General features: G+C 35.7%; 15 protein-coding genes and 2 riboswitches. Of the genes, 10 read left to right on the top strand and 5 right to left on the bottom strand.

Going from position 1 to position 15,559, the window contains the following annotated elements; all coding sequences use genetic code 11:
- Nucleotides 1–106 precede the first annotated feature (106 nt).
- The 5 genes from cobO (at nucleotide 107) to RBQ61_RS09820 (ending at nucleotide 6,199) form a co-directional block, all read left to right on the top strand.
- Complete coding sequence (gene cobO / locus RBQ61_RS09800; protein ID WP_308137145.1) at nucleotides 107–622, top strand: cob(I)yrinic acid a,c-diamide adenosyltransferase; 516 nt, start codon at nucleotides 107–109, stop codon at nucleotides 620–622.
- A gap of 42 nt (nucleotides 623–664) precedes the next feature.
- Nucleotides 665–973: riboswitch (cobalamin riboswitch) on the top strand.
- A gap of 455 nt (nucleotides 974–1,428) precedes the next feature.
- Nucleotides 1,429–1,612, bottom strand: a riboswitch (cobalamin riboswitch).
- A gap of 352 nt (nucleotides 1,613–1,964) precedes the next feature.
- Complete coding sequence (locus RBQ61_RS09805) at nucleotides 1,965–3,869, top strand: OPT family oligopeptide transporter (RefSeq protein WP_308137146.1); 1,905 nt, start codon at nucleotides 1,965–1,967, stop codon at nucleotides 3,867–3,869.
- 158 nt (nucleotides 3,870–4,027) lie between these two features.
- Nucleotides 4,028–4,387: a PqqD family protein gene (locus tag RBQ61_RS09810; RefSeq protein WP_308137147.1), complete on the top strand. Its 360-nt coding sequence runs from the start codon at nucleotides 4,028–4,030 to the stop codon at nucleotides 4,385–4,387.
- A 1-nt stretch (nucleotide 4,388) separates the two neighbouring features.
- Complete coding sequence (locus RBQ61_RS09815; protein WP_308137148.1) at nucleotides 4,389–4,745, top strand: hypothetical protein; 357 nt, start codon at nucleotides 4,389–4,391, stop codon at nucleotides 4,743–4,745.
- Nucleotides 4,745–6,199, top strand: coding sequence for an aminoacyl-histidine dipeptidase (locus RBQ61_RS09820; protein ID WP_308137149.1), 1,455 nt, complete (start codon nucleotides 4,745–4,747; stop codon nucleotides 6,197–6,199). The genes RBQ61_RS09815 and RBQ61_RS09820 overlap by 1 nt, the downstream gene beginning before the upstream one ends.
- A gap of 441 nt (nucleotides 6,200–6,640) precedes the next feature.
- Here the strand turns inward: RBQ61_RS09820 and RBQ61_RS09825 are convergent, their stop codons facing one another.
- The 5 genes from RBQ61_RS09825 to RBQ61_RS09845 form a co-directional block, all read right to left on the bottom strand.
- Nucleotides 6,641–7,054, bottom strand: a complete 414-nt coding sequence (locus RBQ61_RS09825) for a C-GCAxxG-C-C family (seleno)protein (RefSeq protein WP_308137150.1) — start codon at nucleotides 7,052–7,054, stop codon at nucleotides 6,641–6,643.
- 9 nt (nucleotides 7,055–7,063) lie between these two features.
- Nucleotides 7,064–7,300 (bottom strand): hypothetical protein, encoded by a 237-nt coding sequence (locus tag RBQ61_RS09830; RefSeq protein ID WP_308137151.1) that lies wholly within the window; start codon nucleotides 7,298–7,300, stop codon nucleotides 7,064–7,066.
- 114 nt (nucleotides 7,301–7,414) lie between these two features.
- Nucleotides 7,415–8,779, bottom strand: a complete 1,365-nt coding sequence (locus RBQ61_RS09835; RefSeq protein ID WP_308137152.1) for an aldehyde dehydrogenase — start codon at nucleotides 8,777–8,779, stop codon at nucleotides 7,415–7,417.
- Between the two features lie 100 nt (nucleotides 8,780–8,879).
- Entirely contained in the window at nucleotides 8,880–10,244 is a 1,365-nt protein-coding gene (locus RBQ61_RS09840; RefSeq protein WP_308137153.1) for an MATE family efflux transporter, read from the bottom strand.
- A gap of 152 nt (nucleotides 10,245–10,396) precedes the next feature.
- Nucleotides 10,397–11,413 carry a GGDEF domain-containing protein gene (locus RBQ61_RS09845; RefSeq protein WP_308137154.1) on the bottom strand — a complete coding sequence of 339 codons (1,017 nt, stop codon included), beginning with the start codon at nucleotides 11,411–11,413 and terminating at the stop codon, nucleotides 10,397–10,399.
- 236 nt (nucleotides 11,414–11,649) lie between these two features.
- Here RBQ61_RS09845 and RBQ61_RS09850 point away from each other — a divergent pair, with 236 nt between their 5' ends.
- From RBQ61_RS09850 to RBQ61_RS09870, 5 genes are all read left to right on the top strand, one after another.
- The gene (locus RBQ61_RS09850) at nucleotides 11,650–12,909 is read left to right on the top strand and encodes a DUF1576 domain-containing protein (protein WP_308137155.1); all 1,260 of its coding nucleotides are present in this window, start codon (nucleotides 11,650–11,652) and stop codon (nucleotides 12,907–12,909) included.
- Between the two features lie 11 nt (nucleotides 12,910–12,920).
- On the top strand, nucleotides 12,921–13,280 hold the full coding sequence (locus tag RBQ61_RS09855; RefSeq protein ID WP_308137156.1) for an ATP-binding protein: 360 nt from the start codon (nucleotides 12,921–12,923) through the stop codon (nucleotides 13,278–13,280).
- A gap of 161 nt (nucleotides 13,281–13,441) precedes the next feature.
- Nucleotides 13,442–14,083: a lactate utilization protein gene (locus RBQ61_RS09860; RefSeq protein ID WP_308137157.1), complete on the top strand. Its 642-nt coding sequence runs from the start codon at nucleotides 13,442–13,444 to the stop codon at nucleotides 14,081–14,083.
- 62 nt (nucleotides 14,084–14,145) lie between these two features.
- Complete coding sequence (locus RBQ61_RS09865) at nucleotides 14,146–15,039, top strand: YafY family protein (RefSeq protein WP_308137158.1); 894 nt, start codon at nucleotides 14,146–14,148, stop codon at nucleotides 15,037–15,039.
- Between the two features lie 62 nt (nucleotides 15,040–15,101).
- A complete protein-coding gene (locus RBQ61_RS09870; RefSeq protein ID WP_308137159.1) occupies nucleotides 15,102–15,542 on the top strand; it encodes a GyrI-like domain-containing protein in 441 nt (146 codons plus the stop codon).
- Nucleotides 15,543–15,559 lie beyond the last annotated feature (17 nt).

The following is a 15,559-nucleotide window of genomic DNA, read 5'->3' on the forward strand; positions in this document are numbered from 1 at the left end:
TTTGAGAAAATGCAGGTGTTATAATATGTAAAGACAAAATTATTTTAAATAAGTTATATTCATTTATTTGTTCTTTTAAAATATATTTATAGTATGGGAGGAAAGCATGGAAAAAGGATATGTTCATGTATATACGGGTAACGGAAAAGGAAAAACCACAGCGGCTCTCGGTTTATCAATCAGATCGGTGTGCGCTGGCAAAAAGGTATACTTTGGACAGTTTGTGAAGGGGATGGAATACAGTGAGCTGAAATGTACAGAAATTATCAGTAATTTGAAGATTGAGCAGTTTGGACGCAGATGTTTCATATATGAAGCTCCGGATGAAGAGGATATTAATGCTGCGTTAAAAGGGCTTGAAAAAGCTAAGGAAATATTGAAATCCGGCGAATATGACGTAGTTGTGCTGGATGAATTAAACATTGCTTTGTTTTTTAAATTGTTCACTGTTGAAGAAGCTCTGGATGCTATCAGGAGCAGAGCGGATAATGTGGAAGTAATTATAACCGGAAGGTATGCGCCGGAGGAGATAATTCAAATGGCTGATTTAGTTACTGAAATGAAAGAAATCAAGCACTATTATACTAAAGGATTGGAAGCAAGAAAAGGTATAGAATTCTGATCTGTATAATTTTGACGTCCATATGGTTGACATTGCCGTTTCGCAATGATATAATTTTTTAACAAGAACATTTGCATAAATAACTGTTTAAATCACGGAATCGGGTGAAAATCCCGGACAATCGGGTTACTGTGTTGCGGAGCGAACTCCAGTATGCCCTAACCCCATTTTTTCAAGCGATAGCGCAGAAAAGATGGCGGTAGGTCAACCACAACGAACTTCCGAATTATGCGACCGTCAGGGAGCAAATAATTTGGTGAGTGAGACTGTGATATGCCACTGTAGAAAGCGGGAAGGCGGAGCGAGCATTGAGGCTGAGTCAGGATATGTGTTAAAACAGGTGCGTATTATTATTTTCCAACGAAAAATAATGTACAGGTAGTAAAGAATAATAATTACTTAGTTTATATAGAGTGGTATACCTGTGTTTTTCGTATAGAAAATGCAGGTGTTTTTGCATTCAAGGGTTGTCGGGCGCAATATTCTCCATAAAGTATGAAACCGACAAAGATATTCTTAGTCTGTTTGCTAATTAGTTTTGAACGGTAGCTGTATAAACTGACGTTATAAACGTTGCGAATGCGAGCCGCAGCCACCTCCAAGTATTAACGCTCATGTTTAGGTCGAGCTGTTTGCCGGAATGTTACTATTAAAAGTACTATGCTAAATGTTGATTAACAAGTAGTGGCCGACACCCCATTTGAATTATTGAATTAAATTATAATAAAAAAATACCGGAGAAACCGGTATTTTTTATGTGTCTCTTTAGTTGCTGATTTCCTGAGGCCTTAGTATAAGTTTGTCTTTATAAAATCGTTCTTTATGGCAGGTCTCCTGGCTTCAGATCATCATTCGGGTATTACATTCCCGTTTATAAAAAACAGTGGCATTAAAATAACAGGACTTCCTGTTACAGTGGCGGGACCGCGCCGGAATTTAACCGGCTTCCCTTTTAACGCTGTATAGCTTACAATTATAAAATTAAAGAAGCACATGTATCATTAGTATAAATTATCTGATTTAAAGAAATTAAACAAAGCATAAATTTTCAAAAAACGTACATACTTCTTATTGACAACTAATTACTTATATGTTAAACTTTAACCGTAAAACAAAAACAAAATAGAGTAAACGTTTTTGTTTTAGATACACGATAATGCATTATTTATTTATGAAGTGAAAAGGATTTCAAATAAGTATATTACTTGTTTGTGGGGCATAATATTAACATATATTGCCCTAATATTTACAACAAAACATAAAATACGTTTGCATAAAAAGAACAGCGAATTTGTTAACAAATAAGAAGTGAAGTGTAAGATAAATACTGGAGGAAAAGATAATGAAAAATGACGGTGTTCAGGAATTTAAGCCTTTTATTCCTGCGAATAAAATACTTCCTGAGTTTACAAAAACATCAATTATAATGGGAATTTTGCTGTCGATTGTTTTTGGCGGCGCTAATGCATACTTAGGATTGAGAGTAGGTATGACAGTAAGTGCTTCCATACCTGCTGCTGTAATATCAATGGGACTTATAAGAGGTGTCTTAAAAAGAGATTCGATATTGGAAAATAATATAGTACAGACTATCGGTTCAGCTGGGGAATCACTTGCTGCAGGTACAATATTCACAATGCCTGCACTTTATTTGTGGGCCAAGGAATGGGGAACAGCGGCTCCTAATATAATGACAATTACAGTTGTTGCATTAATAGGAGGAATTCTCGGAGTAGTGTTTATGGTTCCTTTGAGAAAAGCTTTAATAGTTCAGGAGCATGGTGTATTGCCGTATCCTGAAGGAACAGCATGTGCGGAGGTTTTGCTTGCTGGTGAAGAAGGCGGAGAAAAGAGCAAAACTACTTTTCTGGGATTAGGATTCGGAGCAGCATACAAGTTTATATGTGAAGGTCTACATTTATTCCCAAATGAAATAGAAACTACGATACCAGGCTATAGCGGTGCTGCCATAGGTGTTGATGTGCTTCCTTCACTATTGGGTGTTGGATTTATTATAGGGCCTAAAATTTCAGCTTATATGTTGGGCGGAGCAGTTTTGGGATGGTTTGTGCTTATACCGCTTATTACATATATAGGAAGTCTTGCTCCTATCATAATGGCACCTGCGCTGGATCCTATAATTGAAATGGATCACTGGGATATATGGGGAAATTATATAAAATATGTAGGTGCAGGAGCAGTTGCTTTCGGAGGTATCTACAGTCTGGTTACTTCCCTTCCTCTTATAGTCAGAACATTTAGGGATGCAATGAAGGACTATTCAAAAGGGGTTGGAGGAAACAGCGCTATCAGAACTGATAGAGATTTATCTATGAAGACAATTATTATAATTGTTTTGGCTATGGTTGCAGCAATGGCTGTGACGCCGGCTGTACCGGTAGGAATTGGCGGAGCGCTGCTCGTAGCACTGTTTGGTTTCTTCTTTGCAACAGTTTCGTCCAGAATCGTTGGATTAATAGGAAGCTCTAACAATCCAATATCCGGCATGACCATAGCGACATTGATTATAACAGCATTTATATTTAAAGCAACAGGAAATACAGGACATTCTGGAATGATTGCTGCACTGACCGTAGGCTCGATAGTGGCAATTATTGCGGCAATTGCGGGAGATGCTTCACAGGATTTAAAAACAGGATTTCTTGTAGGATCTACTCCAAAATATCAACAGTACGGTGAATTTATAGGCGCGATAGTTGCGGCTTTTGCAATCGGCGGAATTTTAAATTTGTTAGATTCGGCATGGGGCTTCGGTACTACTCAGCTACCGGCGCCGCAGGCAACCTTAATGAAGGTCATCGTAGAAGGTGTTATGGGAGGAAGTCTGCCGTGGACGTTCATATTGGTCGGAATATTCCTGGGAGTTGGACTACAGATATTTGGACTTCCTGTGCTGCCAATTGCCATAGGTCTGTACCTGCCTATACATCTTAGTGTTGGTATAATGATAGGCGGCATAGTTAGAGGAGTTATAGATTCAAGGTTGCAAAAGACTAAAAATGATAGTGAGATTAGTACTATACAATCTAAAATCGATTCGGGAATTTTATTCGGTTCAGGACTAATTGCCGGAGAAGGTATATTGGGAATATTACTAGCTGTATTTGCTGTATTTAATTTGAATCTTGATATGGGCATAAACCTGGGATCAATAGGGTCAATTATTGCATTCGGACTGCTGACATATACGCTTGTAAGACATTCTATGTTAAAGAAAGTCAATTAGTATCTCAATTATGAGAGGGTAGTTAATTTTTGGCTATCCTCTCATTGTTTGCTTTAATGGTTTAAAAAAGAAAAAATTTTTTCTTTTTTAAAAGTGGTATAATACAGTTATGCAGGAAGGTACATGTAAATTTCAAATTGCGGAAAGGAGGCAGCTTAGTGAGTAAAAAAATAATGAAATCTGATAATTTTTTGGAATATATACCTAAGAAAAATGAAAAGTATCGGTGGGTTCAAAAAGAAGACGGGCTTATTCAAGTTATAGTGCCCAGAAATAGCATTCTTGATAAAATAGCCAGAAAATTGTTTAAGACGCCGGAGCAATTTAAAATAGACCTTGATTTAATAGGAAGTTTTATTTGTATGAATATTGACGGATCAAATAATATTATGAATATAGGGGAGCTTTTAAAAGAAAAATTCGGAGAAGAGGCCGAACCGCTTTATGAAAGACTGGGAACATATATAAATATATTGAGGAACAACAAAATTATTCACTTAGAAAAGGCGGGAAATTAAAATGCTTCATATTATTTTTGCGATTATTTTGTTCGGTATGGTTACCGCTTTTTTATATGCGTGGGGATATGTGAAAGAACAGAGAAAAAATAATGAACTAATGGATCAGCTTATAAGTAAAAGCCGGGAAAAAGTTTTAAAAGAGATGAGGGGCGGTAAGACTTTAACAAATAGAGATATAAGAAAGATAACAGAAGGGAATAAGTCATCTTTGTTTTGGAGCAAAAGTAAAATGCATGTTACGGATTTGAAACTTTTTGCCGATAGGCTGATTGAAACAATGATATCAGAAGGAACGATTAAAGAAATTAAAGACGGAAATACAAAAAAATATAAAATAAATAAGGAGGCTCAATAATGAAAAAAATATTAAACGGATTGGAGCCGGAATCAGTGTTCAAAAATTTTGAAGATTTGACACGTATTCCAAGAGGTTCTGGAAATGAAAAAGAAGTAAGTGATTTTTTGGTTTCATTTGCAAATAAGCATAAACTTGAAGTAATTCAGGACCCTTCGCTTAATGTAATAATTCAAAAAAATGCCTCACCTGGGTATGAAAATAGCAAAAGGGTAATACTTCAAGGACATATGGATATGGTGGCCCTAAAGGAAGAAGATATTGAATTCGATTTTTTCAAGGATCCCATTCCGTTGATTGTGGACGGCGACATGATAAGAACTAAAGGGACCACCTTAGGGGCTGATAATGGAATAGCGGTAGCTATGGCAATGTCAATTTTAGAATCTGAAAACTTGCAGCACCCTCCGATTACAGCACTGTTTACCGTATCGGAAGAAATGGGCATGGACGGTGTTATGAATTTGGAACCCGGAGTTGTATCAGGGGACATACTTATAAACATGGATTCTGAAGAAGAAGGTAAAATTTGGGCATCATGCGCCGGAGGAGTAGACAGCCATATGGCATTGCATGTAGATCGAGAAAACGCCGAAGATGAGGATGTTTTTTATGGAGTTTCTGTAAGGGGACTGCTTGGCGGTCATTCAGGAATGGAAATCAATAAAAATAGAGGCAGTGCAATTGTTTTACTGGGCAGATTGCTTCAAATTCTTGAAGAGCAAGTTGGAATTGGAATTTCATATGTTCAGGGTGGAGTTAAGATGAATGCGATACCCAAAAATGCAGCAGCAGTTTTGTCTGTACATAGAGATAAGCAGGATAGATTTAAGGAGATTGTTAAGAATGTACAGGATATTTTTAGAAACGAGTATAGTATATCGGATCCTGATATTATTATAAATCTAAATATTGAGGATAATAAGCAAAGCATATTAGATACTGATTCAAAGAAAAGGCTGATAAATACGTTACGTCTTCTTCCTTTTGGTGTGCAGGCAATGAGTACAGATATTGAAGGATTGGTTGAAACATCAAATAATATAGGAATATTAGAAACTAAGGATAATTTAATAATTATCCGCAATTCCATAAGAAGTTCTGTGAAAAGCCGTCAAGAAGAAATATGCGGCAGGCTTAAAGCAATAGGCGAAGCAGCTGGAGCTGAAGTTAAATTTGAGTCTGACTATCCTGCATGGCAGTTTAAGAAGGATTCTCCAATCAGGGATTTAATGATTAAGACGTACAAGGATATGTTTGGGAAAAATACAGAAATAGAGGCAATTCATGCTGGGTTAGAATGCGGATTCTTAAAAGAAAAAATAGGGGATATAGATATGGTTTCGATGGGACCGGATATGTATGATGTCCATACGCCAAATGAACATTTAAGCATTTCTTCTACTAAAAGAGTATTCGAATTTTTATGTGAAGTATTAAAAAGATTAAAATAAAGATGTCTTTAAGAGTAAAATTATTTAGTTAAAATGCCTCAGAGGCTATGCATTACGTAAAGTTTGTGCTGTACTGTGAGGTTTTTTAATATGCGGTATTTTAGTACCCGTGAAAATAATGTACAGGAATTTGTAATAGCAATTATACAAATTTAATTTTAACACCTGTATTTTCGTAAGGGAAGTACAGGTGTTTTGTTTCTGATTCTAATTGGAGGAAACAATGCTGGAAAAACTAGACGGGATAAAGGTAAAGTATGGTTTAGCAGAAGATAGCATTGTTAACTAGCAGGAATAATATATTTATTATGACAATCATAAATTGAATATACAAAATAATGAATGATATTTTAGATATTAAAATTTAATCTGAATATAAAAGAAATGATGCGGTTATATTAGCATGTCATTATAACGCATCATTTCTTATAAATTTAACTTCTATGCTAACGCTTCATTCAGAAGTTCAACCATTTTTTTAGTAGTATCTGCTGCAACACCTGCACAGCGGGCTTTTCTTTCAGGAGAACCGTATTCGTATCCTGATTCTTCCATGAACAGGCCTACAGAGTCTTTGCATAAAAGTGAATTAGCAACTGTTGTTGGAAGATTAAGGTTTTCAGGCTGATACATTGGCAAAACGGCATCCTTGTACCAATTTTCAAGTTCGACAATAATCTTTTTTGCCATATCAGGTTCACATACAGTTCCTATGCAAGCTGCTGCAGCTCCCAGGGAACCGCATAATGATGACTGCTGGAATCCTGCACTGTAATTTACAAATGTCGAAACAGGAATTTGATTAAAAGGATATCCTACTTCTTCAGATAATACGCCGAAGAACCCTTCGGCCACACCTGCGCCTCAGCCGCCTTTTTCTTTATATCCCTGATAAGCTCGTGCTTCTACTACAGAAGGATCAAGTTTTTTGTATGGAAATGGATGCTGAGGAGCTTGTGAAGTATCAACATCTGCTGCCGGTGCGGATGTTGAGCATCCGGTAAGCAAACCTCCCAACGAACCTGCAGCAACTATGCCTGCAGCAGTATATCCCATTTCTTTAATAAAGTTCTTTCTAGAAATTTTCTTGTTGTCTAGCATATAATTCTCTCCTAATGAATAATTTGTTAAATTTATATCTGTATAGATATTATATAATAATTTGTTATACTTTACAATACTTATATAATAAATTGTTATAAATTAGCAAATGTATTACTTCATCAGAGAACGTATCAGTTTATAATTTTTTTCTTTATAAGGATGATATCTTATGGGAATATCCAGCCATGAGTATTTTTTAACGATGCTTCTGTAATGGGTGAATGTATCAAAGCTGAGCTTTCCGTGATAGCTTCCAATGCCTGAATTACCGACACCTCCGAATCCTAAATAGGTAGATGCTGTATGTATTACTGTATCGTTTATACACCCTCCGCCGAAGGAGCAGCTGTTGAGTATTGTTTTCTCCATTTCTTTGCTTTCGGTAAAGAGGTATAAAGCCAGCGGTTTTGGGCGTGATGATATAACACCTATGCATTCATGTATATTTGAATAAGTAATTACCGGAAGTATGGGTCCGAAAATTTCCTCCTGCATTATAGCGGAATCGGGTTTTATATCTGTAAGTACCGTAGGTTCTATAAATAGATTTTTTTCATCTAGGCTTCCTCCCATGTATATTTTTTCTCCATTCACAAGTTTGGTAAGCCTTTGAAAATGCTTTTGATTAATAATACAAGGCATATTAGAATAATCATTGTTGGGGAAAAATTCATATATTGCTTTTTTATATTCACCCAGAAATTGTTTTTCAATATTTTTGTGAACTAACAGGTAGTCGGGCGCAACACAGGTTTGACCGGAGTTCAAAACTTTTCCAAATGCAATACGCCTTGCGGCAATTTTTATATTTGAGTCTTTTGTGACTATAGCCGGGCTTTTACCGCCCAGTTCAAGGGTTATGGGAGTTAGGTTTTCTGCTGCGGCTTTCATTACAATTTTTCCTACACTTACACTGCCTGTAAAGAATATGTAGTCAAATTTTTCTTTCAGCAGCGATTTGTTTTGTTCTCTGCCTCCCTCTACGACTGTTATATATTCCGGTGGGAATGTTTCACTTATTATTTTATTAATTACGCTGCTGGTTTCAGGAGCGTATGCCGAAGGCTTAATCACCGCGCAATTTCCTGCGGAGATTGCTCCGATAAGCGGCTCAAGACATAGCTGAAGCGGGTAATTCCATGGAGACATAATGAGAACTACTCCATAGGGCTCTGGTGATATGAAGCTTTTAGAATGAAACTGTGCAAGCGGTGTTCGGACTTTTCTGTTTTTCATCCATGAGTTTATATGCTTTAAATGAAAATTGATTTCTTCCATTACAATACCGATTTCTGTCATATATGTTTCAAAAGGTGTTTTGTTCAAATCTGATTTTAAGGCTGTTTCAATCAGATGCTCATTTCTTTCTATGGATTTTTTGAGCTCCAACAGTGCATTTGTTCGGAAATTTACAGGACGTGTAGCACCTGTCATGAAAAACATTTTTTGGTGTTCTACTATGTTTTTAATATTCATATGTCCTCCTTAATCAATGGTTATTAAAAGCACAAAAAACTTTAACATTATTTGCGCAAAAATATTTAAAACAAGGATGATACTGTCTTATTAACTAATTTTACATATCTTTAATTACGTTTGTCACCCATTTTTTTGATTTTACTCTGAATATTCCTATAGATGCTTTTATAACTTCCTCCATGTTGACCATTAGGGAGACATAATATACTGGAAACTTGAATACCAATGCGCCGAGAAAAGCAAGCGGAACGCCTACAAGCCAGACCGAGCACATTTCAAGAATCATTGAAAATTTGGTATCGCCGCCGCCCCTAAGTACTCCGACTATCATTGTTCCGTTAAATGATTTTATAAGGAAAAATGCAGCTGAAACAATTAATAGTTTTTTTGAAGCATCATGCAAACTAGGCGTCAGATTCCTGAAAAAAATAAGTATTACATCTGTTGTGAAAAATAGTAATATTCCCAGAGTAAGACCAAGTACCGCTGACAATATCATAAAGCTGTTTGCATATTCAACAGCTTTTTCTTCTTCATCAGCTCCGATTTTATTTCCCACCATAACTGTGCACGAGTTGGCTAAACCTCTGCTCATTACCATAAATATATTCTGAACTGTATTTAGAATCTGAACGGCAGCAGCAGCCTCAGTACCTATCTTTGCATAAGCTATAGAATAAAGCACTGTACCTAATGACCAGAATGCTTCGTTTAAAATAACAGGATAGGCTGTTTTAAAATATTTTTTGACGAAAATTGCTGTCCAGTCGGTCATATCACTGAAGCTGTGAGCTAGAGGGTTCCTTTTGTTTGAATAAATTGAGTATAGTATAAGGATTATCTCCAAAGTCCTGGCTATTAATGTTCCGTATGCTGCACCCTTGATGCCAAGTTGAGGAAAACCAAACTTGCCAAAAATAAGTAGGTAGTTAAACAAAGCATTGGTTACAAAGGAAACCATGCTTACTGCCATAGGCATTTTTGCCTGACCTATGCTTCTGGAAGCAACAGCATATGAAAAGCTGATGCCTGTAATAATGTAACTAAGCGATACGATCCTTAAATAATCCACTCCCAATCTTATAACTTCTTTATCATTGCTGAAAATTTTCATTATAAATTCAGGCACAATTAAGGCAGCTAAAGTAAACACAGTTCCCAGAACGATTACTATGGCCAAGGATATTCCTAAAATTCTTGCTATGTTTTTAGTGTCCTTTTTTCCCCAGAATTGTGCAATAAATATTGAGGAGCCGGTAGCTACGCCGAATATTGTAACGGCATAAAAAAAGAAAACCTGGTTAGCAAGCCCGACAGCGGCAAGACTTTCCTTACCAAGGCTTGTAATCATAAGTGTATCAAGCATATTTACAGATGAAGCTACTAAATTCTGCAGCGTAATCGGTAATGCTATAGATATCATCATTTTAAAAAAATCTTTGTTTCTAAAACTAGTCCGCATTGCGACCTCCAGAGTTAAATTATAAAATGAACTAAGTGCTTAAACATTAATTTTGTTTCAAATGTAAAAAAAAACATCCCTTTACAGGTCGCCTTAATTTTTGTATCATATACTAATATTTAGAGTTTTTTATTTGCTGTGTACTTTATGTGTTAAGATAGTTTCGTTCTATTTTGTTGCTTTTTAAGCTTTTTTTCATACAAAGCATTATCGGCATCAGATAATGCTTGTGATATTTTATCATAATCTCCTATGGAAACAATGCTTGTGCTTATTCCGGCCGTTTCTTCATAGGAGGATACATACTCTTTGAATAAACTGCTGATTTTTTCGATTTTATCAGAAAGTTCAATTTTATCTCCATAATAAATAACAGCAAATTCATCTCCACCCCAGCGGCTTACAATATGTCTGTCATTGCCAAAAGTTTTTTGCAATAGTGATGACAGCTCTTTAAGTACTTCATCCCCTACATGATGTCCAAAATTATCATTAATCAATTTAAAATTATCTAGATCCATAAAAGCCAAAACTGCAATATTTTTGTTATTTTTAACGGTTTCTTCCATTGTAATGTTAAACATTCTTCGGTTGTAAAGACCTGTAAGCTCGTCAAGATTAGCAAACGCCTCAAGACGTTTATTTACCTTTTCATATTCCTTGGCAAACCTAAGAATTATAAAATAAGATATCAGCAATAATATAGGAACTTGTATTATGCGATCCACAAACTGGGTGTGTGGATGATAAACAGCTATAATGTTAGGGTAATAATATTCTAATACATGCATTATAACAAATATGCAGACAAGTGATATAACTAGAAATGTCCTCCTTAGGTCTTTAAATAAATATGTAATTGCAATGAGGAGGAAAAAAGTATATCCCAAGGCATTATTATTGCTTCCTCCGGAATCAATAAATGCAAAGGGTAAAAAAATACAAACTGCAAATATAAATACGCCGAACATTATGTTGTAAGTATATTTTTCATTATAAGAAAAAACAAATGCAAGAACCGTAATAAAAAAAAGAAAAATCCATTTAACACTTATAGCAAGAGGAAAGGCAGAAATGTAATTACCGACAATACTTATAACAGAAAATGCGGCTCCTGCTGCCAAAATTGCTCGATATAATCGTAAGTGAATATCTGGATGCTTCAACAATTTATCCTCCTAGCAAATTATCCTATAACACACAATGATACTTATATATAATATCATGAATATTTGCTTATTTGAACAAATTTTTTCTGTATTGTTTAAAAATTTAAAATATAACAAATATTGGTATAAATTATATTTGAAATACAAGAAGAATAAATTGGAAAAAAGCAGAAAAATTTATTTATCTTAAAATATTTTTTTGGTATAATACAAAGAAAAAAGGGAGCACTCCAATTATGAATTCACTATGGAATTTTGATTACATTGAAGTCAATGAAAAAACAAAGGACAAAATCATTCTTTTTTACTTGGTTTTATTGCTGCTAATAGGACTAATTTTGGATACTCCATCCGCTTTGTACACTGGTATGAAGAATATTTTTTTATCTACGGGAACCCTTCTTACTGATTATACGGAGGTAGGAGGAGTAGGAGCTGCGTTAATTAACGGATCACTTATAGGTATTTTAGGGTATGTTATCTTAAAAATAAATAAAGTATCTTTTTCAGGACCAGCTATAGCTTCAGTATTTACTATGACAGGTTTCGGATTTTTTGGTAAAAATATATGGTCTGTAGTTCCTGTTATTTTCGGTGCATATCTGTATAGTAAAGTAAAAAAGCAAAAGTTTAAAAATCATATTTTCCCTGCACTTTTCAGTACTGCTTTGGTTCCACTGGTGACCCATGTTGCATTTGAATTCCAATGGGGGTATTTGGCGAGCATAACTATTGGCGTCACTTCAGGATTTATTATATCTCCGATTGCAAGCCATCTGTTAAGAACGCATGAAGGATATAACTTATATAATGTAGGATTTGCGGCAGGCTTTATTGGATTGCTTTTTGTAAGTATATTTAGAAATTTTGGTTTTGATAGCAGCTCCGTAATGATATGGGGAACAGAAAATTCGCAGTTGTTAAGAAAGATTTTTATTTCGATATTTATAAGCATGGTAATATGTGGTATAATATTAACAAAGGGCAAGTTCAAAAACTACATTGAACTGGTAAAACATCCAGGAACTTTGATATCAGATTTTCCATACTCTGCAGGCTTTGGAAGCACAATTTTAAATATGGGACTCGTAGGCTTAATTGGTGTCATTTATATAGAATTAGTAAATGGACATTACAATGGCCCTACAGTAGGGGCACTTTTAACCATGGCCGGTTTTGCCGCGTTTGGAAAGCATCCACTGAATATTACCCCTGTAATGTTTGGAGCTTATTTAGCTACATTAACTGATTTTACTGTATATAGTGCCAATAATCCTACGGCATTGCTTGCAGCGTTATTTGGAACAACTCTGGCACCACTGTCAGGGGCATATGGCCCGTTAGTTGGGATACTTGCCGGGTTTACGCATTTATGCATAGTCAGCAATGTTGGTGTGCTTCACGGGTGGCTCAACTTATATAACAATGGATTTTCCGGAGGCATTGTTGCCACAATTTTTATTGCCTTGATCCAGGGCTTAAAAACTGATAAATAGGAGGAAATTAATTGAGCGGAGAAAAAGAAAAAATTGAGGGAATAGTAATGGCACTGTTAGCCAATTCTTTGAATTCCAAAGCATCAAAAATAGGTGTTAATGTTGAACGCGACGACATAAGCACAACAATTACAGTTGAGGATAATGGTCGCGGAATGAATGATAAGACCCTTAAGATAGTAAAAACCACATTAAATCAGCCACGAAGAGATGAGGTTGAGGAATATTACGGCTGCCTTGCCGGTAATTGTAACTGCGGGTCGGGATTAACCATTGTGGGAATGCTGGTAGATGAAGCACAGGTTGAAAGCCAAGCAAATGAAGGAACTAAAATTATTGTCAGAAGAAATAATAATTATGATAAAAAATAAATATAAAGGTATTCTGCATTTATTTAATAATGCGAATACCTTTTTGTATTACATAAAATTTTGTTTTGATTACATATCACAACAACCAAACATTTGTTTATTTTCTTTTAATATGGTATTATTACATAAATATTATTTGCAAAGGAGAGATTGCGGCTCATATGGACAATAACGTAAGATGGTATTTAGAAAAGCAAGTTGAAAGATGTATAAATAATTTAAGAAGACGAAATATGGCGGGCTTTTTCGTAAAAGATAGTGATGAATTAAAAGAACTTCTAAAACAGCTCATAGCTGAAAATTCAACTGTAGGCGTGGGAGATTCAATGACACTTTTTGAGACCGGTGTTATAGATTTGCTGCGAAGCGGAAAATATAATTTTCTGGATAAATACAGAGAAGGAATTACCAGCGAAGGAAAGAAACAGATTTACATACAGAATTTTTCGGCGGATACATTCATGTGCGGCACAAATGCTCTGACAGAGGATGGTGAGCTATACAATATTGACGGAAACGGCAGCAGAGTGGCTCCAATTATATATGGTCCGAAACAGGTTATTATAGTTGCGGGTATCAATAAAATTGTGAGGACAATTGAAGAAGCAGAAAAACGAACAAGGAATTATTCAGCACCTATTGATGCAAAAAGATTAGGCAAAAATACTCCCTGCACGTCATTAGGATATTGTGTAGACTGCAAAAGTCCTGAGAGGATATGCAACGATTTTACAATTATAAGAGGACAGTTTGTCAAGGACAGAATAAAAGTTATAATAGTTGATAGTAAGCTTGGGTATTAGTTATATATGTAAGCAGCTGCTATTTTATATAATATTGCATTTACAAAATAAAGGGTGATAGTATGCAAATAAACAGATTGTTTGAAATTATATATATTCTGCTTCAAAAGCAGACCGTAACCGCAAAGGAACTGGCCTTAAGATTTGAGGTATCACCCAGAACCATTTATAGAGATGTGGAATCGCTGTCATCTGCGGGAATACCTATTTATATGAGCAGAGGCAAAGGTGGAGGAATTTCGTTATTGCCAGATTTCGTTCTCGATAAAGCGGTTATGACTGATGAAGAAAAGGAAAAAATTCTATCATCTCTCAGGGCTGTGGGTGCTGTTGATTTGAGCGAAGAAAATAAAGCACTGCAAAAATTTATCAGCCTGTTCGGCGAAGCGTATGCGGACTGGATAGAGGTTGATTTTTCGTCATGGTACAACTGTGACGGCGAAACTAAAACTTTCCAAACTCTGAAAACCTGTGTACTTAAAAAGAAAATAGTTTCTTTTCAGTATTCAAATACAAAGGGAGAACAAATCCTTCGAACTGTAGAACCTCTGAAGCTGTGCTTTAAGGGAGGGGCCTGGTACCTTTTCGGATATTGCAAAACCCGTATGGACTTTCGGTTTTTTAAACTTCGCAGAATAAAAAACCTTGAAATTAGAGGAGAAGCGGTTGAGCATACGGCTCCGAGGCACGTGAAAGCAGAGACAGATTATAACGAAGAATTTGTAAGTTTAAAACTTCATTTGGCCGCAGAGATGGCATTCAGAGTTTATGAAGAATTCAGCCAGTACGAAAAACAGGAGGATGGCAGCTTTATTTGTAAAATAGACTACCCAAGGGGAGAATGGCTGTTTTACTATATACTAAGCTTCGGAAAAAACTGTGAGGTTTTGGAACCCGAAGATATTCGCGTTGAAATTAAATTGCTTTTAAAGAAAATGATAAATTTTTATATTTAATATGACATGCAGTTGTCCTATATTGACTGTTATAATTACAGAAAAAATATGGAGGCGAAGCTATGAAATATGAAATAGTAAATCTTGAAGAAAAAATTCTTGTGGGTATAGGTGCATCTACATCAAACAATTCTCCCAAAATGGGAGAAGTTATAGGAGGTCTGTGGGAAAAGTTTTATCAGGGAGGGATAGCTCAAACAATAAAAAATAAGGTAAATAGCTATGCTATTGGATTGTATTCAGATTATTCCGGCGATGACTACACAGTAACGGTGGGTAACGAGGTTTCCGGTGCAGAAAATGAAGGACTGTCTGTGAAAGTTATTCCTGCGGGAAAATATGCTAAGTTTTCGGCTCACGGCAATATGGTAACGGCAGTGGCACAGGCTTGGAGCGAAATATGGAGCATGAATTTAAATAGAAGTTATACTGGAGATTTTGAGGAATATCTCAATTGCGATATGAATAATGCTGATGTTGACATATATATTGCGTTGAAGTAAATTAACAGCAGGAAAGG

The sequence above is a fragment of the Sedimentibacter sp. MB35-C1 genome, from assembly GCF_030913635.1.
GTDB lineage: Bacteria > Bacillota > Clostridia > Tissierellales > Sedimentibacteraceae > Sedimentibacter.

Coding starts and splice junctions, on each gene's coding strand:
- cobO (WP_308137145.1), top strand. CDS start 107: ATGGAAAAAGGATATGTTCATGTATATACGGGTAACGGAAAAGGAAAA.
- RBQ61_RS09805 (WP_308137146.1), top strand. CDS start 1,965: ATGAAAAATGACGGTGTTCAGGAATTTAAGCCTTTTATTCCTGCGAAT.
- RBQ61_RS09815 (WP_308137148.1), top strand. CDS start 4,389: ATGCTTCATATTATTTTTGCGATTATTTTGTTCGGTATGGTTACCGCT.
- RBQ61_RS09820 (WP_308137149.1), top strand. CDS start 4,745: ATGAAAAAAATATTAAACGGATTGGAGCCGGAATCAGTGTTCAAAAAT.
- RBQ61_RS09830 (WP_308137151.1), bottom strand. CDS start 7,300: ATGCTAGACAACAAGAAAATTTCTAGAAAGAACTTTATTAAAGAAATG.
- RBQ61_RS09835 (WP_308137152.1), bottom strand. CDS start 8,779: ATGAATATTAAAAACATAGTAGAACACCAAAAAATGTTTTTCATGACA.
- RBQ61_RS09840 (WP_308137153.1), bottom strand. CDS start 10,244: ATGCGGACTAGTTTTAGAAACAAAGATTTTTTTAAAATGATGATATCT.
- RBQ61_RS09850 (WP_308137155.1), top strand. CDS start 11,650: ATGAATTCACTATGGAATTTTGATTACATTGAAGTCAATGAAAAAACA.
- RBQ61_RS09860 (WP_308137157.1), top strand. CDS start 13,442: ATGGACAATAACGTAAGATGGTATTTAGAAAAGCAAGTTGAAAGATGT.
- RBQ61_RS09865 (WP_308137158.1), top strand. CDS start 14,146: ATGCAAATAAACAGATTGTTTGAAATTATATATATTCTGCTTCAAAAG.
- RBQ61_RS09870 (WP_308137159.1), top strand. CDS start 15,102: ATGAAATATGAAATAGTAAATCTTGAAGAAAAAATTCTTGTGGGTATA.